The following is a 24,577-nucleotide window of genomic DNA, read 5'->3' on the forward strand; positions in this document are numbered from 1 at the left end:
GTGTTTCCAAAACTAGCTGAAAATTACGATACATACAATAATTGGGTAAAAAAAATTATGCATGCATAATAAAATCACATAATTTTTAACGATTTAAGAATGTGATGGTCTTGTTAAAAAATTCTTTTGGGTTTTCTGCATGCAGCCAGTGACCTGCATTTGAGATGGTATCAATTGTCGCATTTGGAAAGTGTCTTTTGATAGTGTCAAAATCATTATTAAGGATGTATTCTGATCTATCACCTCTTAAAAATAAGGTCTCTCCCAAATAAGTGTCAATTGAACTAATATTCTCACCAATCTCCTCCATTTTGTTTTTAAGAACTCGGAGATTGAAACGAAAAGCAAGTTTACCTTTTTGGACCCAATACAAATTTTTTAATAAGAATTGGCGAATACCAAAGTCAGTTAAATATTGACTTAGTTCTTTATCTGCTTGAGTTCTAGTAGTAATCTCGGCGAAGTTCAATTGTAAGAGACCACAAATTATTTCTTGATGATGAGGAGGGTAATATTTAGGAGCGATATCAGCTATGATAAGCTTTTCAACTTTGCTTGGATGTGAACATGCAAATTGCATAGCAGTTTTTCCGCCCATGGAGTGCCCAATTACAATACTTTTTTCAATTTCCTTATCCTTGATGTATTGCAAGATATCTTCCGATAAGTATTCGTAGTCAAAATCTTCTGAATGAAAGCTTTTGCCATGATTGCGTTGATCAATCAAATGAACTTGAAAACCATTTGCTGAGAACTGATTTCCTAGACTTTTCCAATTGTCAGACATCCCTAAAAAACCATGAAGAATGAGTAGCGGTTTGCCAGCTCCGATTATTTTTGAATGTAAAATCATTACAATGTAAGTCTTTGTAAATACATAGGAATAACATTTTCAAGCCCCAAATAAAGTGATTCGCAAATTAACGCATGGCCAATAGAAACCTCTAAAAGATTAGGGATTTGTTCTTTGAAAAATTTGATATTCTCTAAACTTAAATCATGACCTGCATTAATACCAAGTTCAACTTTTTCAGCCATTAATGCCGCTTTTGTAAAGTTATGAATAGCACTTTTATTTCCTTGTGCGTACTGGTGGGCAAAACTTTCAGTGTAAAGCTCAATTCTATGCGCACCAGTTTCGGCAGCACCTTTCACCATTTTTATATCTGGATCAACAAATATGGATGTTCTAATTCCTTCTTTATTAAAAGTTGTAATTACATCCTTTAAAAAGTCTTTATGTTTAACAGTGTCCCATCCAGCATTTGAAGTAATAGCATCTTCCGCATCTGGCACTAAAGTCACCTGAGTAGGTTTAACCTCAAGAACCAAATCAATAAATTTTTGAATAGGATTTCCTTCAATATTAAATTCAGTGGTAACAATAGCTTTTAAATCTCTAGCATCTTGGTACTTTATATGTCTTTCGTCTGGTCTAGGATGAATAGTTATGCCTTGAGCTCCAAACGATTCAATATCTTTAGTTGCCTTTATCAAATTTGGTACGTTACCGCCTCTAGAGTTTCGTAAAGTGGCTAATTTGTTAATATTGACACTTAGTTTAGTCATAGTTTATTTTAAGCAAAGAATAACAAAAATACAAATTAGGCACGCGTTTTGCCTTATATAAATTCGTATTTTGCAACCGAAATAATAGCTATGCAGATTCAGAATCTTATTTTAAAGACATTACCAACGTTTGAAGTCTCTGAGACCTTAAAAAAGCCCTTGTTGTTTTTTGAAGAAACGACCTTTTCACACGCAGCTGTTGTAGAAAAAGGAGTCTTTATTGGTTTGCTTTCTGAAAATGATCATGACTGTTTTGAAGCGCGGAAAAAAATAGAAAGTTTACGTTATGAGCTTGAATCTTTTTTTGTTACCTCTGAAACTTCTTGGTTAGATGTTTTAGAAAAATTTTCTAGAAATGAAGCAAACATACTGCCGGTTTTGAATGACGATAGAAAAGTAGTTGGGTATTATGATTTAAATGATATCGTAGCTCTTTTTATAGGGACACCTTTTTTTACTGAACCCGGAGGTATTATAGTGGTGTCTAAAGGAATTAAAGATTATTCCTTTAGTGAGATTTCACAAATAGTAGAAAGTAATAATAACAAAATACTTGGAGCTTTTATTACAGAAAGTTTCAATGATATTGTACAGGTTACCATTAAAATAAATGCTGCGAACCTAAATGAAGTTATTCAAACTTTTAGAAGATATAATTACACTATTTTATTTGATAATAATGACGATCAATTTATGGATGATCTAAAACAGCGTTCAGATTATCTAGATAAATATTTAAACGTATAGCTATGAAGGTTGCCATTTACGGTCAATCTTTTCAAGACCATGATATTCTATGTGTTTTCGAATTAATTGAAGAGTTAGAAAAATTTTCTTCCAATATTTTTATAGAGGAAGGTTTTCTTAAATTCTTGATTCAGACAAGTGATATTAAAAGTTATGATACTTTTTCCGTTGCAATAGGTCTAGATTCTTCTTTTGACATGTTTGTGAGTTTTGGTGGTGATGGTACAATGTTGCGCGCTGTCACTTATGTCAAGGATTATGGTATTCCAATGGTCGGTGTAAACACAGGCAGGTTAGGTTTTTTATCAACTTTTAAAAAAGAAGATGTTAGAAAAGTAGTAACCGAATTTGTGGCCGGTGCCTATATTATTGAAGAGCGAAGTTTGGTAGAGATTTGTATGGATAGTGATGTGAAGCATTTTGGTGAGCTTAACTTTGCATTGAACGAAATAACGGTTAGTAGAAAAGATACTACTTCGATGATTACTGTTGAAACTTACCTTAATGACGAGTATCTTACCTCTTATTGGGCCGATGGACTCATTGTTTCCACTCCCACAGGATCTACAGGATATTCCTTAAGTTGCGGAGGACCAGTAATTGCCCCAACAACCAAATCATTGGTATTAACTCCGATTGCACCTCATAATTTGAATGCACGTCCTTTTGTTATTGCTGATGATACTAAAATTAGGCTAAGAGTGTCAGGGCGAGAAGAAACCCACATGGTTTCATTAGATTCAAGAATAGCGACGATACCGAATGGTAAGGAAATCATTATTCAAAAATCAGCGTTTACTGTTAAAATGATTGAGTATAAATCAGAGAGCTTTCTTAAAACATTGCGTAATAAATTACTTTGGGGTCAAGACAGGCGCAATTGACCATTTTTTAAACAATAAATAGGGGTAAATACTGTTTTACAATGAGAACATAATATGACGATGTTGCTTATTTAGCACATTGTAAACGTTATATTGGTAAGCTTTATTTATGAGATTATGTATTGTAGCTTTTTTGCTCACAATGTGCACTTTGAATGCTCAAACCTATGAAATTGGTTTATTTGCCGGTGGTACTAATAATATTGGTGACGTAGGTAGAACTAGCTTTATTTTACCGTCGGGCCCTGCGTATGGAGCACTTTTCAAATGGAATAAGAGTAAACGCTACGCCTTTCGTGCTAGTATCTTTAAAGGTGACTTCACAGCTGATGATACTAAAAGCAGTATGCCATCTAGAGCTCAAAGAGGTTATAAGGTAGAGAATTCAATTTTAGAATATTCTTTAGGTATTGAATTCAATTTTGTAGAATACAATTTACATAAGCTTGGTCCGGCCTTTACTCCATATCTATATACTGGTCTCACTTATTTTAGATATGATTTTAACTACATTGATGCACTACAAGTGCAGGATATTAACCAAAAAGATGGTAGTTTCGCGATTCCGATGACAGTCGGAGCCAAATATCGTTTAAGTCAAGTGTTGATCTTAGGGGCTGAAATAGGTGCTAGATATACCTTTACTGATAATTTGGATGCCAGTAACCCTGAAGGTTCTAATTTTGAACCGTTTAGATTTGGTAATATTTTTAGTGACGACTGGTACGTATTCTCAGGTATAACCTTAACATATACCTTTGGACGTAAACCATGTCAAGACTGTTTTGAGTGACAATGAATCATTTTACCGAAATTGACATAGCAAAATTACCGAGACATATTGCCATGATAATGGATGGTAATGGTCGATGGGCTAAACAGCGTGGCAAATTAAGAGTTTTTGGTCATGAACATGGTGTTGAAGCCGTGCGTTCTGCTGTTGAAAGTTGTACCAAACTAAATATAGAGTACCTTACTTTATATGCTTTTTCAACCGAAAATTGGAATAGACCTAAACTAGAAGTGCAGACTTTAATGCGAATTTTAGTTTCTTCATTGCGTAAAGAACTTAAAACTTTTAACAAAAACAACATCAGGTTAAACGCTATAGGTAATATTGATTCTTTACCAAAAAAAGCAGCTCAGGAATTGGAAGAAGTAATAAAAAAGACTTCGGAAAATACTGGTATGACGCTGACTTTAGCCTTAAGTTATGGTTCAAGGGAAGAACTAAAATTAGCCATAAAAGAGATAAGTATCAAAGTTAAAAATAATATAATTTCACCTGAAGATATTGATGAAGCCATTATAAATACTCATCTTTACACGCATGACCTGCCAGATGTAGACTTACTTATTAGAACAAGTGGGGAGCATAGAATAAGCAATTTTTTACTTTGGCAAATAGCATATGCCGAATTATATTTTATTGACGTATTTTGGCCCGATTTTAGTGAGCAACATTTGGTGGATGCAATAATCAATTACCAGAATAGAGAACGACGATTTGGAAAAACTAGCGAACAACTCAATTAAGGGGTTAAAAAGAATTACTTCATACAAACTATTACTTCTACTTTTTTTAATAAGCCAGGTAAACCTAGCACAGGAAACCTCCCTTGAATCGGGGCAAAAATATATTTTGGGTGGTATAGAAGTAACAGGTCTGCAAAGTTATAACGAGCAGACAGTTAAAACCTATACTGGTCTTAGAATAGGTCAAGAAATTACCGTACCCGGTGAAGAAATCAGTGCAGTTATTAAAAAGCTTTGGGGACTTGAATTGTTTTCTGATGTGGCAATGTATCAGACCAAGATTGAAGATGGTAAGGTGTTTTTAGAACTTAATATACTAGAACGTCCAACTTTATCAAAAGTTACTATTTATGGTATAAAAAAGAGAAAAATTCAAGCTATAATTGACGATACTGACCTTAAAAAAGGAAAGAAAATAACTGAAAGTCTTATAGCAAACACGAAAGGGTACCTAGAAAATAAGTACAAGAAACAAGGTTATTTAAATGCAAAAACTACCATTGCTACCGCCAAAGACACTTCTGGAACCAACTCAGAAAGTATGGTCATCAATGTTAAAAAAGGTGACAAAGTAAAAATTAGTGATATTGTATTTGAAGGTAATGATAAGTTAGCCGCTAAAAGACTAAAAAAAGCATTAAAAAATACAAAGCAGAAAAAATTCTATCGTTTTTGGAAAAAGTCAAAATATATAGAGGATGATTTTAGAGAAGATTTATCTGCCTTGGTAGATGCTTATGCAGAAAAGGGATATCGTGACGCCAGGGTTTTGTCCGATACGTTTGTGAAAATCAATGAAAATAATATCGCGCTTAAAATAAAGGTAGAAGAAGGTGATAAGTACTACTTTGGCGATATCAATTTTGTCGGTAATTCAGTTTATAATGACCAAATATTGACTCGGGTATTAGGTATTAGAAAAGGGGATACTTACAATGGAGTTTTGCTTAAAAAACAAATTGCTGACGATAGTAAGCCCGATGCTCAAGATTTAACTAATTTATACCAAAACAATGGTTATTTATTTTCAAGTATCAATCCAGTAGAAGTATCTGCTGTAAATGATACTATTGATTTTGAAATTAGAATAATTGAAGGTAAAGAAACCTTTTTAGATCATGTTACTGTTACTGGTAATGATAAAACCAACGATCATGTAATTTTTCGAGAGCTCAGAACGAAACCTGGTCAAAAATATAGTAAGGATAATATTATTCGAAGTATTAGAGAACTTGGTCAGCTAGGGTTTTTTGATGCGGAACAAATTGCGCCAGATGTTTTAAATCCGGACCCTAATTCTGGGACCGTTGATATCAACTATAGTTTAGTTGAGGCTGGATCCAGTCAAATAGAGTTACAAGGTGGCTATGGTGGCGGTGGCTTCATCGGTACTCTGGGCTTATCTTTTAATAATTTTTCAATTCAAAATATTTTTAAAGGAGAGTCCTACAAGCCTGTACCTATGGGTGATGGACAAACATTTGCTCTACGATTGCAAGCAAGTAGAACCTTTAGAGTTTATAGTTTAAATTTTTCTGAACCATGGTTAGGTGGTAGAAAGCCTGTAAGGTTTAATCTTTCATTTTCAAGAACACAACAGTTTGCGTCAAACTTTAGCAACCAAGGTCAAATTCAAGTAGATAAGGATAGAGGTTTTGCTATCACAGGCGTGTCTGCAGGTTTAGCAAAACGTGTGCAGTGGCCTGATGATTTCTTTACTATCTCGCATTCACTAGGGTACCAGCTTTATGAATTCAATGATTATAATATTGGACTTTTTAATTTTGGTAATGGAAGGTCTAATGCGGTTACGTATACCGTAGGTCTTTCAAGAAGTTCACAAGGTCCAAGTAGGATATTCCCTATGTCTGGTTCTAACTTTGAAATCACGGCAAAATTCACACCGCCTTATTCGCTGTTTTCTGGTAAAGACTTCAAAGCAATAAGTAATAGTATAGATGAAAAAAGTGAACGGCTTTTTGAAATTGGTCAAAACCCATCTACCATTCAAGAACAACAAGAGTTTCAAGAATTACAAGCTGATATTGAAGATTTAGAAGAAGAGCGATTTAAGTGGTTGGAATATTATAAGGTCAAATTTAAAGGAGATTGGTATACTACTTTAATAGATAAGCTTGTTTTAAGAACAAATGCTGAGTTTGGCTTTTTAGGTAATTATAACCAAGACATTGGAGATGTGCCTTTTGAACGTTTCTTTGTTGGTGGTGATGGTCTAGGTAATTTTACACTAGACGGCAGAGATGTTGTTCAACTTCGAGGTTATGAAAATAGCTCTTTAACGCCTTTTGTGACAAATGCAATTAGCGGTCAACAACAACAAGATGGTGGTGTTATTTATAATAAATTCTCAATGGAACTTCGCTATCCATTGACTCTTAAGCCATCAGCTTCCATATATGGTCTTGCTTTTTTAGAAGCAGGTAACGCTTTCAACAATTTTAACGAATATAATCCGTTTCAGTTAAAGAGATCAGCTGGAGTGGGGCTACGTATTTTTATGCCAGCTTTTGGACTTTTAGGAATTGACTTCGGTTACGGCTTCGATGAAGACCTTAGACCACAATCAATAGGTAACGGACCTAGCGGATGGCAAACCCACTTCATTATTGGTCAGCAATTTTAATCATAATTGGAATATCCTGCAGTATTTAAATAATTTAATGTATTCATTATAAGTTATTTATGTATTTTGGCACGATATTTTCTATGTAATTAGCGGAATTAAAAATGAAGACAAAAGCGCTTATAGTAATTACCATTTTATTATGTTCTCTATTCTCTTTCGCTCAGCGAGGAGTTAGAATCGGATATGTTGATATGGAATTCATTTTAGAAAATGTAGAAGAGTATCGTGAAGCAACTGATCAGCTAAACATTAAAGCTAATAAATGGAAGCAAGAAATTGAACTCAAATTGAGTACAGTTGAGCAAATGAAAAAAGATTTAATGGCCGAAAAAGTGCTTTTAACTGATGAGTTAATTGCCGAACGAGAAGAAGAGATTCAGATTTTAGAAACTGAAGTATTGAATTATCAACAAGACCGTTTTGGTCCACAGGGTGATTTGGTTTTGCAAAAGAGACTATTAATTCAGCCTATTCAGGATCAAGTTTTTGTTGAGGTGCAAAAAATCGGAAAAAATAAAAAATATGATTTTATTTTTGATAAATCAGCAGATGTCGTAATGTTGTACTCCGAAAAAAGACACGACATTAGTGACTTGATTTTAAGGGAAATAGGAAGAACGCGAAAAATAAGCAAGTCAAATAAAGATAAAAAGCTAGCAAATAAATTAAAAGACTTCCAAGAGGCTGAAGCTGAAGATAACAAAGAAATCAGTGATGCTTTAAGAGAAAGACAAGAAAAAGCAAGTACTGACAAGGAATCAAGAGCCAAGGCTGCCGCTGATAGAAAAGCCGAACAATTAAAATTACGTGAAGAACGTAAAAAGGCTTATGAAGATAGAAGAAAGAAATTGCTTGAAGAGCGTGAGGCTAAAAGAAAAGCCAAACAATCGGAACGAGAAGAGACTGTTAAGGATACAATAAATCAATAAATAAAAACTAGACACTAAAAATTTAACACTCAAAATTAAAGTTACTTAGAATTATGAAAAATGTAAAGAAGATTGTTGTTGCGATGTTACTGTTTGTAGCAGTTACAAGTTTTGTAAACGCACAAAGCAAAGTGGCACATATTAATGTCAGTGAGCTATTACAACAAATGCCAGAGATGATTGCTGCTCAAGCAGAGTTAAAGCAATTACAAGAAACCTATAGAGCAGATATACAAGGTGCTATGACTGAATTTCAGAATAAAGCCACTTTGTACCAAAATGAATCTACTGCTAAATCTAGAGAAGAGAACGAGAAAAGAGCTTTAGAGCTTCAAGAGATTCAAAAAAATATAGAAGGTGTAGAACAAGAGGCAATGAAAGATATGCAGAATAAGCAAGCACAACTTTTTGCTCCTATATCAGACCGTGCAAAAGCAGCTATTGAAAAAGTGGCAGCAGCACAAGGTTTTGATTATGTTATTGATGCCTCTCAAGGAGGAGGGTTAATCGTAGCTAGAGGTAAAGATCTTTTGCCAGAGGTAAAAGTAGAGTTAGGCTTCTAACTAAACAAGTTAAGAACAATTAAACCGCAGTTGGTAATTTTGGCCTACTGCGGTTTTTTTATATTTGAAAATGAAGAATTCTATAGGTGTTTTTGATTCTGGTCTTGGTGGCACTTCAATCTGGAAAGAAATAAAGACATTATTGCCTCAAGAAAGTACTTTGTATCTCGCTGATAGTCAAAATGCACCCTATGGAAATAAATCAAAAGATGAAATTCTTAAATTGTCTATTAAAAACACAGAGCTTTTATTAAGTAAACAATGCAAGCTAATTGTTGTTGCTTGTAATACGGCAACAACTAACGCTATTCAATATCTTAGAGAAAATTATAATGTTCCTTTTATTGGTATTGAACCAGCAATAAAACCAGCAGTATTAAAAACAAAGACAAAAAAAGTCGGAGTTTTAGCAACCAAAGGCACTTTATCTAGTGCTTTATTCCACAATACATCAAAACTATACACCGAGGGCATTGAAATCATAGAGAAGGAGGGAAAAGGTCTCGTTGAATTGATTGAGGCTGGTCAAGTTACATCTTCGAAAATGAGAACCTTGTTACAATCTTACCTGCAGCCAATGTTAGCGGCAAATATAGATTGCTTGGTATTGGGCTGTACCCATTACCCGTATTTAGTTCCATTATTAAAAGAATTACTTCCTAAGCATATTAATATTATTGATTCTGGTACTGCAGTAGCTAAACAAACAAGGAATATTCTTAAAACAAATGATTTATTAAATCAAGAAACTGATAGTTTAGTACGGCATAAGTTTTATACCAATGGAGATACCATAATTTTAAAAGACTTTTTAGGGCTTGGTCAATATGAAGTTTCTAAACTCAATTTTTAAACTGATTTTCTGACATACGTTAAATAACTAAAATCGTATTCATGTTTTGCATCCTTAGAATGGTGTTCTTCTTTAACCAGGTGCCAAATACTTAAATCTATTTCAGGAAAAAAAGTATCTGCTTCAACTTCGGTGTGCACTCTAGTCAATTCTATTCTTGTTGCATAAGTGAGGGATTGGCGATAAATTTCTCCACCTCCAATGATAAAAGATTTTTCATCATTTTTAACTAGTTCAATCGCATCCGCAATAGTATGAACCAAGGTGCAAGGGAATTTTGGACAATAGCTCTTAGATCTAGTTATTGCTATATGTTCTCTATTAGGTAGTGGTCTCGGGAAACTTTCAAGCGTTTTTCTGCCCATTATAATTTTATGACCAGTTGTTAAGGTTTTAAAACGTTTAAAATCATCAGGTAAATGCCAAGGTAAATCATTATTAATACCTAAAGCGTTATTTTCTGCCGCGGCTGCGATTATTATAATCTCACTCACTCTTTTTTTTTATTGATTTGAGAAATTGGAAAATCGGTTTCTATTTCTTTTTGTAGTTCAGCGATTCTTTCTTTTTGTTTTAATACTAATTTTTCGCGTTGTTTTCTTTCCCAATCTTTTCCCATGAATTGATGAGTAACAAACACATTAAAAGCGTGAATAATAAATAAAAAAGCCCAGGCTGTAATGGCCCAAATAAACCAATCATATTGTTCTTGAAATTTTAAAATTTTATTGATTAAAATCAAAAAAACGCTACCGATTAAAAAAATAACAAAGTGAGAAAATAGACGTTTCTTTTGTTTAACGCGGTTTTGTGCATTTTCAAGCAACTCATGTTGCTCAATAGCCACCTTGCTCTTTTCTTTATTTTTAAAAAACATCTTAATTAGTTCGTTACTATCTTTAACAACAAAGATAACAGATTGAGAAGAACACTTTAATATGGAAAAAATAAGAAAAAAATTCCCTGTACTGCAACAGTATATTTATGCCAATACCGCAGCTACTGGTCTTTTATCAGAAGATTTGTTAGAATGGCGTCAAGAGCATGATTTAGATTACCTGATAGGTGGGAGTATGATGAAGATGAACTCTAACAAATTGCACTCTCAAACTAGAAAGGTCGTCGGTGAGTTTTTTAATTGCCCTTCAGATAATGTCGCCTTAGTACCAAGTTTTACAATCGGGTTAAATATGCTTTTAGAAGGACTTGATAAAAATGAAAAAATATTACTCTTAAAAGGCGACTACCCTTCGCTTAATTGGCCTTTTGAAAGTAGAGGTTTTGATATTCAGTTTGTTGATATTACGCACGATGTCGAAGAACAAATCTTCAATAAGGTCAAAAAAGAATCAATTACTGTATTAGCATTAAGTATGGTTCAATGGTTGAATGGCGTAAAAATAGATTTGGAATTTTTAACTAAATTAAAATCGAGTTTTCCAGAACTGATGATAATAGCTGATGGAACTCAGTTTTTAGGCACTTCAAATTTTGATTTTAGTTCGTCAGCATTAGATATTATAGGGGCAAGCGCCTATAAATGGCTTTTAGCAGGTTTTGGTAATGGGCTTTTACTAATTGACGAAAAGGTTATGCACAGATTTTCTTTAGTTTCCAATGGCTATGGTTCAGGAAGAAATGTGGTTGAGCAAGGTCATAAACGAACTTTTTGTAAGCGACTGGAGCCAGGCCATTTAGACTCTTTAAACTTTGGAAGTCTTGAATTTGGTCTTAATTTTTTATCTGGAATAGGTATGAATACCGTTGATTTAAAAATGAAAGAATTAGCTACTACTGCTAAAGAAATTTTTACCGAATTAGGTCTTTTAGAAAAAAATGTCGTCAATCGAGAACAACATAGTACTATTTTTAATATTAAAGCAAGTCAAGAGGTGTTTACTAAACTAACGCAAGAAAATGTGATTTGTGCACAGCGAGGTGACGGAATCCGAATTAGTTTCCATTTTTACAATACCATAAATGAAATTAAAGCAATTGCAGAAATTCTTAAAAATGCCAACTAATTTAAATTAAAGGACAAATTCAAAGTATTTTATTGCAAAGTCAACATTACATTAAGTTTTTTTTGTCAAATTGATAAATCGTATCTAACCTATTGACTTCTAATGCTTTTATATATTGCTTTGTCATGAATTTAATCATGAAAATTAGTTAGCTATGGCAATCAAAAAGCAATACCTAAAAAGTAAACCTGTTTGTAAAGTAACTTTTACTGTACCAGCTGAAGAAGCAAAAAAAGTTGCTGTTGTTGGAGATTTCAATAACTGGAATCCAAAAGGAAGCACACTTAAAAAATTAAAAAACGGAACTTTCAAAGGAACGTTTGAACTTCCAAAAGAGAACACGTATGAGTTTCGTTATATAGTTGATAGTAACTATATTAATGAAAGTGAAGCTGATCGTTACCAATGGAATGATTACGCAGGCACTGAAAACGCGGTTTTAGAAGTTTAAAAGTAATTAAACCATTGAGGAATTTCTATTCTTCAATGGTTACCCCTTTCCAAAAAGCTACATAGCTTTTAATCGAACGAGCTAACTCACTAGTTTCTGGGTAAAACCAGGCTGCATCTTTATTTTCTTTTCCCTTCACATTTAATGTGTAATACGAGGCAACACCTTTCCAAGGACAGTTAGTTTTGGTTTCACTGCCAATAAAATATTCCTTTTTAATACTATCAGCGGGAAAATAGTGGTTGTTTTCAATAACCACAGTATCCTTACTTTCTGCAATTACCGTATTGTTCCAGATTGCTTTCATAGCTATGCTTTTTTAAAAATGTAGTTTTTATATAGGTTTTCATTATCAGCAAACTGAGCAATAATTTTTAGATTGGCTTGCTCTGATAACCATGTTACAACTTTGTCGTCATACTTTTGAGAAATTTCAGTGTGAATAGTTTCCCAAGCGTCAAAATGTAGTTGTAATTCTAATGCTTCAATAACTACTTCTTGTTTTACTTTTGATACTAAATAACTCTTAGCAGTGCCAGATTCCGGATCATAAACTTCCCAATGTGTGAAATTTTCTAGATTAAAATTACCACCCATCTCTGCATTAATACGGGTTAAGATGTTCTTATTAAAAGCCTCTGTAATTCCGGTTTTATCGTTGTACGCATCTAAAATAGTTTGTGGATTCTTCTTTTGATCAAAACCCATAAAAACCAAGTCTTCTTTGTCTAAAATGGCATGAATTTTTTGTAAAAAATCTATTGCTTGAGGATGCAAAAGATTACCAATATTAGAACCTAAAAAAAGAATTATTTTTCTTTTAGTACTATTTTCATCAATATTTTTAAGTGTTTCGAAATAGGTGCCTTGAAGCGTATTTATGACAACATTAGGCAATTCTGCATTTACCGATTTCTTTAATTGTTCCAGTGCATTTTGACTGATGTCTATTGGTCTGTAATCAAAGTCAATGTTATTTTTGGAAAGATGTTCGAGTAATATTTTAGTTTTTTTTCCATCACCCGCACCTAATTCAAAAAGGCTAAAGTCATTTCCAAATAATGAAGTGATTTTATCTTTATGTTCCGATAGAATATCAAATTCTGTATTGGTTAAATAGTATTCTGGCATAGCCATAATATCTTGAAAAAGCTTATCACCAACTTCATCATAGAAATATTTAGATGATAAAAATTTAGGAAATGCTGTCAAGCCTTCATAAACCTCTTTTTTAAATGTAGTGTTTATTAAAGGTTTTGTTTTTTCTTGCATACTTAATCTGTCGTGATTATTTGGCTAACCTTAATCCGGTAAACTGCCATCTTAAATTGGGTTGAAAAAAATTACGATAGGTATATCGTGTATGTTTATTTGACGTTGCAACTGAACCTCCGCGAAGTACTTTTTGGTTGACCATAAATTTACCGTTGTATTCTCCAAGAGCACCATCAGCCTTTTGATATTTCGGATAGGGTAAGTAAGCACTTTCTGTCCATTCCCAACGTTTACCCCATGGAAAAAACTGCTGTGCAATCTCCCATTCAAATTCAGTTGGTATTCTGCAGTTTTTCCATTGTGAAAAGGCAAAAGCTTCGAAATAAGATATATGACAAAGAGGAGCATTTAGAGCTATTCTTTGAAGACCCTGAGCAGTATAATAATACCATACATCATCAATTTGATGCCAGTACATAGGTGTTTTTATATTATTTTGATTAACCCAATCCCAACCTTCGGCATGCCAAAGTTCAAATTTTTTATAACCATTATTCTTAATAAAATCTATGTATTCGCCATTGGTAACTAACTTGTTAGAAATTTCAAAATCATGAAGATAGACTTTGTGAAAACCTAATTCATTGTCATAACAAAAACCTTCAGAATCATGGCCAATCTCGTAAATACCTTCTTTAACAGAAACCCAATCTTGTTCATGATTCTCTATAGGGTTGTCTAAAAAAGTCTCTGAGTATTTTGGTTGTAAAGGATTATTACCTAAAATATATTTGATATCTGTTAATAGCAATTCTTGATGTTGTTTTTCGTGGTGTATACCAATTTCAAGCAGGTCATTTAAATTTTTAGACTGTTCAATTTCAAATAAAGTTTTAATTGCAGCAGTTACGTAACTACGATATTCATAAACTCTTTTAACTGAGGGTCTACTCATATTACCGCGATCGGATCTCACTACTCTTTTTCCAACTGCTTCGTAATAACTGTTGAATACAAAAGAAAAATCATCATCAAAAATTTGATAGTTTTTTAAATGAGCCTTTAAGATGAATTCTTCAAAAAACCATGTGGTATGACCTAAATGCCATTTAGGGGGGCTTACATCCACAATTGGCTGCACAACATAATCTTCAATTTCAAGTGGTTTACAAATAGCTTCTGAATACTGTCGTGTTTCCAGAAAAAAGTCAAGGAGATTATCAATAGCAATCATGCAATCAATTTTACTCTAAATATAAAGAAATGTCAGCGCTCTAAAGAGCTCAGGAAGTATTTTTTATGCCATTTGATAAATTGGTAAGCTAAAGCTAAAAGAGGTTCCTTCATTAGGCCTGCTTAGTACTTTTATACTTGCATTATGTAGTTCTATTATCTTTTTTACAATAGCTAATCCAAGCCCAGCACCCTCTTTATTTCTTGCAGTTTTAGTTTGTCTATATCGTTCAAAAATAAGGGCTTGATTTTCTTTTTTAATTCCTGGACCAGAATCTTTAATGGTAATTTCTACATCTTTATTATTTGGTGTAATTATGACGGTTACTCGACCATTTTCAGGCGTAAATTTTAATGCATTATCCATTAAATTTTGTATTGCTCTTTCAACTAAAGAGATATCAGCAAATACTAAAGGAATGCCTGCTCCCATTTCTAGATTTAAATCAATATTTTTTTGATCAGCTAACACTTGATAGTTTCTATGAATATCATTGGCTAGTTCGCTAATTAAAAAGGGTTCCTTTTGTGGCTCAATCTGATTAGCTTCTAGTTTTGAATATTCAAATAATTGAGCAATTAACTTAGAAAGCCTTTCTCCGCTTGAGTTAATCGTTTTTAAGTAATCTAAACGTTCATGTTTTGATAAATCTTCGTCCTTCATTTGAAGGGTTTCTATATATCCTTGGATGATAGATAAAGGAGTACGTAAATCATGAGAGATATTAGCAATAAGCTCTCTACGCAATTTTTCAACGGATTTAATTTTATCTATATCTTCTAATATGGTTTTAGCCATATTATTGTACGTTGTTGTAACTCCGGCCAAATCACTTTTTTCAGCATTCTTAATTCTGTATTCAAGATCTCCTTGTTGAAAACGTTTCGCAGCAAAAACTAATTCTCGTAGGTTTTTAGTCAAGTACCAAACCGATAAAACACCAAGAAGGGCAGCAAAAAACAAGGTAAGTATTGAGGTTCCTAAACCAAGTTTTAGGGCATAGCTTCTAAATAAATTATCTCTTGTTGTAAGATATTCTTCCCCTGCCAGAATAATATAAATATAACCCTCGCTACTGCCTTTGCTGAATTTTGCAGCGGAAAAAACCTTTTTAGATGCCGTGTTTTTTGGATCATCACCAAGAATAAAACTCTGACCCTTATTGCCTATAAATTCTTTGATAGGAAGTAACGATATCTGTTTTTGATTTGTTTTCGGAGCATCATGGTCTAACACTACGGAATATTGTACATGTCCATCCATATCCAATAAGTACACTTCAATTGCACGATTTACCGCCATCATATCATGCATAATGTCGCCAAATAATATTTTATTTATGGCTCCGGTACTATCAATAGGGCTCGCATCAACGAATTTTTCATCAATTAAATCTTGAGCAAGGTTAGCATGTAGTCTTTGCGTTGTCTCATAAAAATATTGGTTTGAAAAGTAAATTGTTGAAATAGTATATCCCAAACCAGCCAATAAAAGAATTGCTAAGAAAGAAAATGTCAACTTTTTTACCAATCGATTAGAAAGTATGTTTGTGCTCATAATTCTTCATTGAATTTGTAACCAACTCCCCAAGTGGTTAATATAAATTTTGGATTGCCCAAATCAGGCTCTATTTTGGAACGTAAGCGGTTAATATGAGAGTTTACTGTGTGCTCATAACCTTGAAAGTCATAACCCCATATTAGATTTAATAATTTGGTGCGATCATAACTTTTGCCAGGATTTGTTGATAGAAAAACAAGTAGCTCAAACTCTTTAGGAGAAAGTTCTATTTTAATTCCATCAAGTATTACTTTTCGCATTTCAACATCCACAGATAAATTGTCAAAATGCATTACTTTTTTCTTGGAAGTACCCGCGTCTTCTTTAACTAACATTTTTTGCCTTCTGAAGATGGCTTTAACCCTCGCAATAAATTCACGAACACTGAAGGGTTTTGTAAGATAATCATCAGCACCAACTTCTAGACCCAATACCTTGTCTATCTCTTCCGAACGCGCAGTTAACATCATTATTGGAGATTGAATGTTATTTGCTCTTATTTTTTGACATACTTCTATACCATCCATTTCAGGTAGCATAACATCAAGAATTATTAAATCTGGAATAAGTTCAATTGCTTTTCTTAGACCATCGTCACCTTGGGTAACTTTAGTCACTTCGCAACCTAAATCTTTCAAATGTATTTCTAACAAATGAATGATTTCTAAGTCGTCTTCAATAATCAGTACATTTTTCATGCGATACGAAATAAAGGGTAAAATCTCACGGAAAGTTCACAGTTTTCAATTTAAAACTGCAAATCTTGATTTATAAAGTCGGAATGAAGCTGCTTTACTTGCACTTATATGTTTAAATAGTTGTTAAGTACTTGAAAATCAATTATTAATAAAAGTTGATTTTTGTGTGATACTTCTGCAACATGTTCAAACTTTCTTTGAATAAAATTTTTAAACACTATTAAAATGAACAACTTAAAAACAATTGCAGGAATTATTTCTTTGGGTATTTTACTCTTAGGATGTGAAAGAGAAACTGATGACACTAGCCCACCAGTTGTCTTAGATGCCGGGACACTTTCAGGTGGCCCATTCACATTTGCCGTAGACGGTGTACCAGATATGGTTAGTGAAATTACCTTAGACGATACTAATTTAAATGGTAGTATTCAAGGTTACGTAATTACCGATGATTCAAAGAATATTTTAGGCTTACCACCAACTCTTGAGGCTGTAGAAGGAGTAGATTTTGATGGTGCGGGCGTTGGATCATGTTACATTTACCATTTGACTTATGAAGAAGGGTTAAGTGGATTAGCCACTGGTGAGAATTTAGATGGCTTAGTTGGCGATTTTGATTTATCCAATTTTATTATTGTAAATCGTAATGCATTAAGTGCAGGAATACTATCAGGCGGACCGTTTTCGTTTACAGTGGATGGAGTGCCAGATATGGTTAGTGGTATCACTTTAGATGATTCGAGCCTTAATGGTGAGACACAGACTTACGTAATCACCGATGATGCTAAAAATATCTTAGGATTGCCACCAACTCTTGAAGCTGTTGAAGGAGTTGATTTTGATACAGCTGGTCCGGGATCGTGCTACATTTATCATTTAACTTATTCAGGTGAACTTAATGGATTAGAAGGAGGAGAAAATTTGGAAGGTCTTATGGGTAATTTTAATCTCTCTAACTTTATAATGGTTAATAGAGATGCCTTGAATGCGGGAGTATTGTCAGGTGGTCCATACGAGTTTGTGGTTGACGGTATTCCAGATATGGTTAGTGAGATAGCTTTAGATGATACAGCACTGAATGGTGACATGCAGACTTATGTTATCACAGATGATGCTAAAAATATTTTAGGAATTCCTTCAACGTTGGATGCAGTAAAAGGAGTAGATTTTGATGGAGCTGGTGTTGGTTCTTGTTATATCTATCATCTTACATATTCTACTGGTTTAGAAGGACTTGAAACCGGTGCGAATTTAGAAGGGTTGACAGGTAGTTTTGGGCTTTCTAACTTTGTTGTTGTTAATAGAAATGCACTAAATGCAGGTACTTTAGTAGGTGGTCCATATGAATTTGTAGTAGATGGAATACCAGATATGGTCATGAATATTTCATTGGATGATACTGAACTAAGTGGTGATAAACAAACTTATGTAATCACAGATGACTCTAAAAATATTTTAGGAATCCCTCCAACATTAGATGCTGTTAAAGGGGTCGATTTTGATGGAGCTGGTGCTGGGTCATGTTACATTTATCATCTAACATATTCTACTGATCTTAATGGTTTAGAAGCTGGAGGCAACCTAGAAGGGTTAACTGGTAGTTTTGGTCTTTCAAATTTTATCGTTGTAAACAGAAATCCTTTAAATGCGGGTAGTTTAGTCGGTGGGCCTTATAATTTTGTAGTCGATGGAATACCTGACATGGTAAGTAACATATCCCTGGACTCTTCTGAATTAAATGGAGATAAGCAGACGTATGTTATCACAGATGACTCTAGAAATATTTTAGGTATTCCTCCAACTCTTGAAGACGTTATGGGAGTTGATTTTGATGGAGCTGGCGAAGGGTCATGTTACATTTATCATCTAACATATTCCACGGATGTAATTGGCCTTGAGGCTGGTAATAATCTTTCAGGTCTAACGGGTGAATTTGATTTGTCCAACTTTATAATGGTCAATAGAAACGGATTGAATGCAGGAACATTAGCCGGTGGACCTTATAATTTTGTAGTAGATGGCATACCTGATATGGTAATGAATATTGTATTAGACGATTCTGAATTAAATGGTGATATGCAGACTTATGTTATCACTGATGATTCTAAAAATATTTTGGGTATTCCTCCAACCTTAGATGCCGTAAAAGGAGTTGATTTTGATGGTGCAGGTGTTGGTTCTTGTTATATCTATCACCTAACTTATTCTGCTGGTCTTAATGGTTTAGAAGCTGGTAATAATTTGGAAAGCTTAACAGGTAATTTTGGTCTTTCAAATTTTATTGTTGTTAATAGGAGAGCGGCTTTAAATGCAGGTACGTTGTCTGGTGGTCCATATGACTTTATGATTGATGGTATTCCCGATATGGTTAGTGGTGTTGTTTTAAATGATATGGAACTAACAGGAAGTAATCAAACTTATGTAATAACCGATGATGCAGGCAATATTTTAGGCCTTCCTCCAACAATAGCTGCTGTAGAAGGAGTGGATTTTGATGCTGCTGGGGTAGGTGTTTGTTATATCTGGCACTTAACGTACGAAGATGGCCTTCAAGGTTTAGAAACCGGAAAGAATGCAGCCGATTTAGAAGGCGATTTTGACCTTTCTAATTTCTTAACTGTTACACGACATGAACATTGAAAAAGAGAATTAGAATACCAGTGTTTTTTTTATGTTACTTTAAAAGCCCAAACTTTAGTTTGGGCTTTACTTATAATTTATAAGTTATAGGAATAGCGTATGGATAACTAACTGGAACTCCATTTGCTTTACCTGGAGACATGTTAGGAAGTAACTTAATTATTCTTACTACATCTTCTTCTAAAATTTTATGAGGCCCTCTTGTTCTTATTTTGGTAATTTCACCTTTTTCAGAAACAATAAATATTACTGAGACACGACCACTTAGATTACGTCTTTGGGCTTCTTTTGGATAATTAAAATTCCTTCTAATATGATTTTGTATTTTTTTTTGGAAACATTGTCTAGCTTCTGATTCGTTTAAGTTATCACAACCAGGAAACCTAGGTATTTCTTCAATTATCCCACCTTTGTATTTTTCACTATTCTGAATTAGTCTATAATTATAAGTTTTTTCTTGTGTTTTAACGACATAATTGAAATTCAAAAGATGATAAGAATTAACAGGGGCCACTTTTCTATTTTGAATTTCTTTTATCTCTAAATTTTGCAATAAGTTTTTGAATCTTCTAGCAATTTTTTTATCAATGTTCTTTCCGCTAATTGAAAAATAACTTTTCTCATTCACAATTTTTCCTTCAGCATCCAGAATTAATCTACCTCCAGTTTTTAAAGTGTCTTTTTTAGCATAATTCAAAACCTTCTTATTTTTCTCAATAAAATCATTAACTCTTTTTTCTAAAAAAGAATAAAAACAATCAGATTTATTGACAGCATTGGAACATTGTGATAAAACAATAATTTCCTGAGGAAAGTATTGTACTTCTTGACTTTGAGACAGTATTGTGATAAAAAAAACACTTATTAAAATAAAATATTTCATTTGAGATTTTTAAATTGCCACAACGCCCTTGATATGCGGATGTGGATTATAATCCATAAGGGTGAAATCATCAAAAGTAAAGTCCAAAATATCTTTAACCTCTTGATTTAATACCATTTTCGGCAACGGTCTTGGTTCTCGAGATAATTGAAGTTCAACTTGCTCCATATGGTTGTTATAAATGTGAGCATCACCAAAAGTATGCACAAAATCCCCGGCCTCATAACCGCAAACTTGAGCCATCATCATGGTAAATAAGGCATAAGATGCAATATTAAAGGGTACACCTAAGAAGATGTCTGCGCTTCGTTGGTATAATTGACAGCTCAATTTACCATCTGAGACATAAAATTGAAAGAAAGCATGGCATGGTGGCAATGCAGCCTTACCATTAGCTACATTTTCTGCAAAAGAAACTGAAGTATCAGGTAATACACTTGGGTTCCATGCAGAAACTAACATTCTTCTGCTATTAGGGTTGTTCTTTAAAGTTTGTATAACATCTTCTATTTGGTCAATTTCTTCGCTATTCCAATTGCGCCATTGATGTCCATAAACCGGTCCTAAATCCCCATTTTCATCGGCCCATTCATTCCAGATACGTACACCGTTTTCTTTTAGATAATCAATATTTGTATCACCTTTTAAAAACCAAAGCAATTCATATATTATTGATTTTAAATGTAGTTTTTTGGTAGTTACCATCGGAAAGCCTTCAGATAAATTAAATCTCATTTGGTAGCCAAAAACACTCTTAGTGCCCGTACCTGTTCGGTCTCCTTTTTGGTTTCCGTTTTCTAAAACATGTTGAAGTAAATCGTGATATTGTTTCATAAGGCCCTCTTCCATCTCTCTATTTAGAGAGATACTTAAATTATCTGCTAAAATAAAAGTAATCGTAGTAATTGAATATAAAAAACAGGTTTGGTTATAAACCAGTTATCAACCAATTTTAAGAAGTAACCTTTCCTTTTTGGATAAATCTTTACCCTAAAATCATCCCAGCAATGGTCGCGGAAAGCAAAGAAGCTAAAGAACCACCCAATACAGCTTTCATTCCAAATGCCGAAAGCGTTTTACGCTGACCTGGTGCGAGCGATCCTATACCCCCAATTTGAATTCCGATGGAAGCAAAATTTGCAAAACCACAAAGCATATAAGTTGCCATTATAACTGATTTGTTATAAGTGAAATGAGCGGAGCTTGCCATGTTTTTTAATTCGGCAAGTTGAATATAACCTATGAATTCACTAGCAGCCAATTTTATACCGAGTAATTGACCCATAAGCATTACATCTTCGTTAGCCACTCCAATGAGCCACATTAGGGGCGCGAAAACTGTTCCTAGAATAGCTTCCAATGAAAATTTGTCATAAGGAGAATTTGCAGCAATCCAAGAATTCAAGGAAGTCCAATCACCAATACCACCTAAAATGCCATTTATCATTGCAATAAAAGCTACAAATACAAGTAACATGGCACCTACATTGACAGCCAGTTTAAGTCCCTCTGTTGTTCCATTAGCGATGGCATCCAAAAGATTGGCCCCAATACGTTCTTGTGATACTTTGACATCAGTATTAATAGGTTCTGTTTGCGGGTAAAGAATTTTCGAGATAATTATTGCACCAGGGGCTGCCATTACAGATGCAGCCAACAAATGTTTCGCAAATACTAATCTTAATACAGGGTCATCACCACCTAAAAAACCTATATAAGCTGCGAGTACGGCCCCAGCAACTGTTGCCATACCACCAATCATGACTAATAAGATCTCTGACTTATTCATCTTTTCTAAATAGGCTTTAATTAATAAAGGAGCTTCTGTTTGACCTAAAAATATATTACCTGCTATAGATAAACTTTCTGCTCCGGAGATACCTAAAGATTTAGTTAACAACCAGGCCAGCCATTTAACAACCTTTTGAATTACACCTAAATAAAACAAGACAGAAGTTAATGCTGAAAAGAAAATAATTGTAGGGAGCACTTGAAAAGCAAATATGTAACCGAAGGTATCCATATCCACCACTAACCCTTCAAATAAAAATTGACTTCCTGCTCTAGTAAAATCTAGTATATTGACAAATACTTGACCAATGGCCTCGAAAATTGATTGTACAAAAGGGATTTTCAGAACACCAATTGCGATAATGACTTGAATTCCTAAACCAATACCAACAGTTTTCCAGTTGATTGCTTTTCTATTTGAACTAAATAAAAATGCTATCAGAATAAGAACCGCCATACCTAAGGCACCACGACCTAACGTGGATAAGGTAAAACCCTGATTAGGTACTAATTTTGAAGATGTTTGATTAGTAACAAAAGTTTCCACAAGTGTTTGTAATTCTTCACTTGGTGGAGCAGTTTGCGCTGAAACTTGAATTGATAACAAACAAATAATAAGAAAAATCCAAATCTTAGCAGATTTCATAAAAAGTTGGGAATTAATTTCTTTTGGATATCTCATCTCTAAGCTTAGCGGCTTTTTCGTAATCTTCATTCGCTACAGCCTTATCTAACTCTTTATGAAGTTCATCAATATTCATTTCACGATATCCATCACCAGCTCCTGATTCTATGGCAACTGTTTCACCTTCCTGCAAAATTTCATCTACTACAATACTATCACTACTATCTTCATCTTCACTTTCCTTTGAAGAAAATTTTAAGAAAATACCTGCCTTATCTAAGATAGTTTTATACGTAAATATTGGTGCATCAAAACGAAGTGCTAATGCAATTGCATCACTAGTTCGGGCATCAATAATTTCTTCAACTTTATCTCGCTCACAAATAACACTGGAGTAAAACACGCCATCTACTAGTTTATGAATAATAACTTGTTTGACAACAATATCATATCTATCAGCAAAGTTTTTAAATAAATCGTGAGTTAAAGGCCGCGGTGGTCTTATTTCCTTTTCCAATGCAATCGCTATCGACTGAGCTTCAAAAGCACCAATAACTATTGGGAGTTTGCGGTCACCTTCTACTTCATTCAAAATTAGGGCATAAGCGCCATTTTGTGTTTGGCTGTATGAAATCCCCTTAATTTTTAATCGAACTAAACTCATAAATATCCTGCTATAACATAAAAAAGCTGTTCAAATAAGTGGCAATGACAATTATTTGAACAGCCGCTTCAAAGAAGCAAATTAACAAAATTTAAGCGTTCTGTGCTTTAAATTCTTTTAATTTTTCAATGAGTTCTGGAACCACTTCAAAGGCGTCGCCAACGATACCATAGTCCGCTGCTTTAAAGAAGGGAGCTTCGGCATCATTATTTATTACAACCTTAGTTTTTGAAGAGCTAACGCCAGCCAGATGCTGAATAGCTCCAGATATTCCAATAGCAATGTAAAGATTACTCGCCACAGGTTTTCCGGTTTGGCCAACATGCTCACCATGAGGTCTCCAGCCTAAATCTGAAACTGGTTTTGAACAAGCTGTTGCAGCGCCTAATATATCTGCTAATTCTTCAACCATTCCCCAGTTTTCTGGCCCTTTTAATCCTCTACCGGCTGAAACAACGATATCAGCGTCTGCAATCGTTGCTTTACCGACAACTTTATCAATTTCTATTGATTTCGCGCCAAAATCATTTTCATTAATATTTGCAGCAAATGCCTCCACTGTGGCAGAGGTTTCATTCTCAACAATTCCGAAGGCGTTATTTGAGACTCCAATAATTTTTGTTTCTGCAATAATTTCGGTATGTGCAAAACCCTTGTTACTAAAAGCAGTTCTCTTAACCACAAATGGTGCAGTACTTTCAGGGGCTGCCACCACATTTGGAACATAACCTGCATTTAGTTTTGCAGCTAAAATTCCACCTAAAAATTTACTATCCGCACTAGAACTCAAAATGACAACTTTAGCTCCCTCTGCTGCCGCTGCTTGAGCAATAGCAGATGCGTAAGCCTTCGCATTGAAAGTTGTAAGTGAATCGTCTTTAACTTCTAGTACTTTGCTTGCTCCGTAAAGGCCTAGGCTACCATTGTTATCTGCATTGATTGAAATTGCAGTTACTGTCTCTCCCATTTGTTGGGCAATTTCAAATGCAAAAGAAACTGCTTCTTGAGCATTCTTTTTAAAATTACCTTTTTCTGATTCTGTATAAACTAGTACTGACATATCT

At 34.0% G+C, this 24,577-nt stretch carries 25 protein-coding genes; 11 read left to right on the forward strand and 14 right to left on the reverse strand.

The window, feature by feature from the left end:
* Positions 1-85: 85 nt before the first annotated feature.
* A complete protein-coding gene (locus RM542_RS05505; protein ID WP_311384711.1) occupies positions 86-853 on the reverse strand; it encodes an alpha/beta fold hydrolase in 768 nt (255 codons plus the stop codon).
* The gene (locus tag RM542_RS05510) at positions 853-1,569 is read right to left on the reverse strand and encodes a pyridoxine 5'-phosphate synthase (protein ID WP_311384712.1); all 717 of its coding nucleotides are present in this window, start codon (positions 1,567-1,569) and stop codon (positions 853-855) included. The genes RM542_RS05505 and RM542_RS05510 overlap by 1 nt, the downstream gene beginning before the upstream one ends.
* Positions 1,570-1,659: 90 nt before the next feature.
* Here RM542_RS05510 and RM542_RS05515 point away from each other — a divergent pair, with 90 nt between their 5' ends.
* The 8 genes from RM542_RS05515 to murI all read left to right on the forward strand — a co-directional run bounded on the left by RM542_RS05515 (position 1,660) and on the right by murI (position 9,728).
* Complete coding sequence (locus RM542_RS05515; protein WP_311384713.1) at positions 1,660-2,316, forward strand: CBS domain-containing protein; 657 nt, start codon at positions 1,660-1,662, stop codon at positions 2,314-2,316.
* A gap of 2 nt (positions 2,317-2,318) precedes the next feature.
* Complete coding sequence (locus RM542_RS05520) at positions 2,319-3,200, forward strand: NAD kinase (RefSeq protein WP_311384714.1); 882 nt, start codon at positions 2,319-2,321, stop codon at positions 3,198-3,200.
* A gap of 109 nt (positions 3,201-3,309) precedes the next feature.
* Complete coding sequence (locus tag RM542_RS05525; protein WP_311384715.1) at positions 3,310-3,993, forward strand: DUF6089 family protein; 684 nt, start codon at positions 3,310-3,312, stop codon at positions 3,991-3,993.
* Positions 3,994-3,995: 2 nt separating this feature from the next.
* Positions 3,996-4,736, forward strand: coding sequence for an isoprenyl transferase (locus tag RM542_RS05530; protein ID WP_311384716.1), 741 nt, complete (start codon positions 3,996-3,998; stop codon positions 4,734-4,736).
* Complete coding sequence (locus RM542_RS05535) at positions 4,708-7,380, forward strand: POTRA domain-containing protein (RefSeq protein ID WP_311384717.1); 2,673 nt, start codon at positions 4,708-4,710, stop codon at positions 7,378-7,380. Before RM542_RS05530 ends, RM542_RS05535 begins: the two co-directional genes overlap by 29 nt.
* Positions 7,381-7,484: 104 nt before the next feature.
* The gene (locus tag RM542_RS05540; RefSeq protein WP_311384718.1) at positions 7,485-8,312 is read left to right on the forward strand and encodes an OmpH family outer membrane protein; all 828 of its coding nucleotides are present in this window, start codon (positions 7,485-7,487) and stop codon (positions 8,310-8,312) included.
* A 53-nt stretch (positions 8,313-8,365) separates the two neighbouring features.
* Complete coding sequence (locus tag RM542_RS05545) at positions 8,366-8,875, forward strand: OmpH family outer membrane protein (protein ID WP_311384719.1); 510 nt, start codon at positions 8,366-8,368, stop codon at positions 8,873-8,875.
* Positions 8,876-8,945: 70 nt separating this feature from the next.
* Complete coding sequence (murI, locus tag RM542_RS05550; RefSeq protein WP_311384720.1) at positions 8,946-9,728, forward strand: glutamate racemase; 783 nt, start codon at positions 8,946-8,948, stop codon at positions 9,726-9,728.
* Here murI and RM542_RS05555 read toward each other — a convergent pair.
* Both RM542_RS05555 and RM542_RS05560 read right to left on the reverse strand, forming a co-directional pair.
* On the reverse strand, positions 9,725-10,222 hold the full coding sequence (locus RM542_RS05555; protein WP_311384721.1) for a dihydrofolate reductase: 498 nt from the start codon (positions 10,220-10,222) through the stop codon (positions 9,725-9,727). The two genes, murI and RM542_RS05555, sit on opposite strands and share 4 nt — an antisense overlap.
* Positions 10,219-10,605 carry a 2TM domain-containing protein gene (locus tag RM542_RS05560; protein WP_311384722.1) on the reverse strand — a complete coding sequence of 129 codons (387 nt, stop codon included), beginning with the start codon at positions 10,603-10,605 and terminating at the stop codon, positions 10,219-10,221. Before RM542_RS05560 ends, RM542_RS05555 begins: the two co-directional genes overlap by 4 nt.
* A gap of 61 nt (positions 10,606-10,666) precedes the next feature.
* Between RM542_RS05560 and RM542_RS05565 the strand changes: the two genes are divergently transcribed.
* Both RM542_RS05565 and RM542_RS05570 read left to right on the forward strand, forming a co-directional pair.
* Entirely contained in the window at positions 10,667-11,752 is a 1,086-nt protein-coding gene (locus RM542_RS05565) for an aminotransferase class V-fold PLP-dependent enzyme (RefSeq protein ID WP_311384723.1), read from the forward strand.
* 154 nt (positions 11,753-11,906) lie between these two features.
* Positions 11,907-12,203, forward strand: a complete 297-nt coding sequence (locus RM542_RS05570) for an isoamylase early set domain-containing protein (protein WP_311384724.1) — start codon at positions 11,907-11,909, stop codon at positions 12,201-12,203.
* Between the two features lie 25 nt (positions 12,204-12,228).
* Here the strand turns inward: RM542_RS05570 and RM542_RS05575 are convergent, their stop codons facing one another.
* From RM542_RS05575 to RM542_RS05595, 5 genes are all read right to left on the reverse strand, one after another.
* On the reverse strand, positions 12,229-12,510 hold the full coding sequence (locus RM542_RS05575) for a DUF427 domain-containing protein (RefSeq protein WP_311384725.1): 282 nt from the start codon (positions 12,508-12,510) through the stop codon (positions 12,229-12,231).
* Positions 12,511-12,512: 2 nt separating this feature from the next.
* The gene (gene egtD / locus RM542_RS05580; RefSeq protein WP_311384726.1) at positions 12,513-13,475 is read right to left on the reverse strand and encodes an L-histidine N(alpha)-methyltransferase; all 963 of its coding nucleotides are present in this window, start codon (positions 13,473-13,475) and stop codon (positions 12,513-12,515) included.
* Between the two features lie 16 nt (positions 13,476-13,491).
* Positions 13,492-14,652, reverse strand: a complete 1,161-nt coding sequence (gene egtB / locus RM542_RS05585; RefSeq protein ID WP_311384727.1) for an ergothioneine biosynthesis protein EgtB — start codon at positions 14,650-14,652, stop codon at positions 13,492-13,494.
* Positions 14,653-14,715: 63 nt separating this feature from the next.
* Positions 14,716-16,209 carry a HAMP domain-containing sensor histidine kinase gene (locus RM542_RS05590; protein WP_311384728.1) on the reverse strand — a complete coding sequence of 498 codons (1,494 nt, stop codon included), beginning with the start codon at positions 16,207-16,209 and terminating at the stop codon, positions 14,716-14,718.
* Complete coding sequence (locus RM542_RS05595; RefSeq protein ID WP_311384729.1) at positions 16,206-16,910, reverse strand: response regulator transcription factor; 705 nt, start codon at positions 16,908-16,910, stop codon at positions 16,206-16,208. Before RM542_RS05595 ends, RM542_RS05590 begins: the two co-directional genes overlap by 4 nt.
* 225 nt (positions 16,911-17,135) lie before the next feature.
* Between RM542_RS05595 and RM542_RS05600 the strand changes: the two genes are divergently transcribed.
* Positions 17,136-19,550 (forward strand): hypothetical protein, encoded by a 2,415-nt coding sequence (locus tag RM542_RS05600; protein ID WP_311384730.1) that lies wholly within the window; start codon positions 17,136-17,138, stop codon positions 19,548-19,550.
* 70 nt (positions 19,551-19,620) lie between these two features.
* Here the strand turns inward: RM542_RS05600 and RM542_RS05605 are convergent, their stop codons facing one another.
* The 5 genes from RM542_RS05605 to RM542_RS05625 form a co-directional block, all read right to left on the reverse strand.
* The gene (locus tag RM542_RS05605; RefSeq protein WP_311384731.1) at positions 19,621-20,433 is read right to left on the reverse strand and encodes an energy transducer TonB; all 813 of its coding nucleotides are present in this window, start codon (positions 20,431-20,433) and stop codon (positions 19,621-19,623) included.
* A gap of 9 nt (positions 20,434-20,442) precedes the next feature.
* Entirely contained in the window at positions 20,443-21,267 is an 825-nt protein-coding gene (locus tag RM542_RS05610) for a thymidylate synthase (RefSeq protein ID WP_311384898.1), read from the reverse strand.
* 151 nt (positions 21,268-21,418) lie between these two features.
* Complete coding sequence (locus RM542_RS05615) at positions 21,419-22,870, reverse strand: nucleoside transporter C-terminal domain-containing protein (protein ID WP_311384732.1); 1,452 nt, start codon at positions 22,868-22,870, stop codon at positions 21,419-21,421.
* 13 nt (positions 22,871-22,883) lie between these two features.
* On the reverse strand, positions 22,884-23,513 hold the full coding sequence (locus tag RM542_RS05620; protein ID WP_311384733.1) for a bifunctional nuclease domain-containing protein: 630 nt from the start codon (positions 23,511-23,513) through the stop codon (positions 22,884-22,886).
* 91 nt (positions 23,514-23,604) lie between these two features.
* A complete protein-coding gene (locus RM542_RS05625; protein WP_311384734.1) occupies positions 23,605-24,573 on the reverse strand; it encodes an electron transfer flavoprotein subunit alpha/FixB family protein in 969 nt (322 codons plus the stop codon).
* Between the last annotated feature and the right edge of the window lie 4 nt (positions 24,574-24,577).

Source organism: Croceitalea sp. P059, assembly GCF_031846365.1.
GTDB lineage: Bacteria > Bacteroidota > Bacteroidia > Flavobacteriales > Flavobacteriaceae > Croceitalea > Croceitalea vernalis.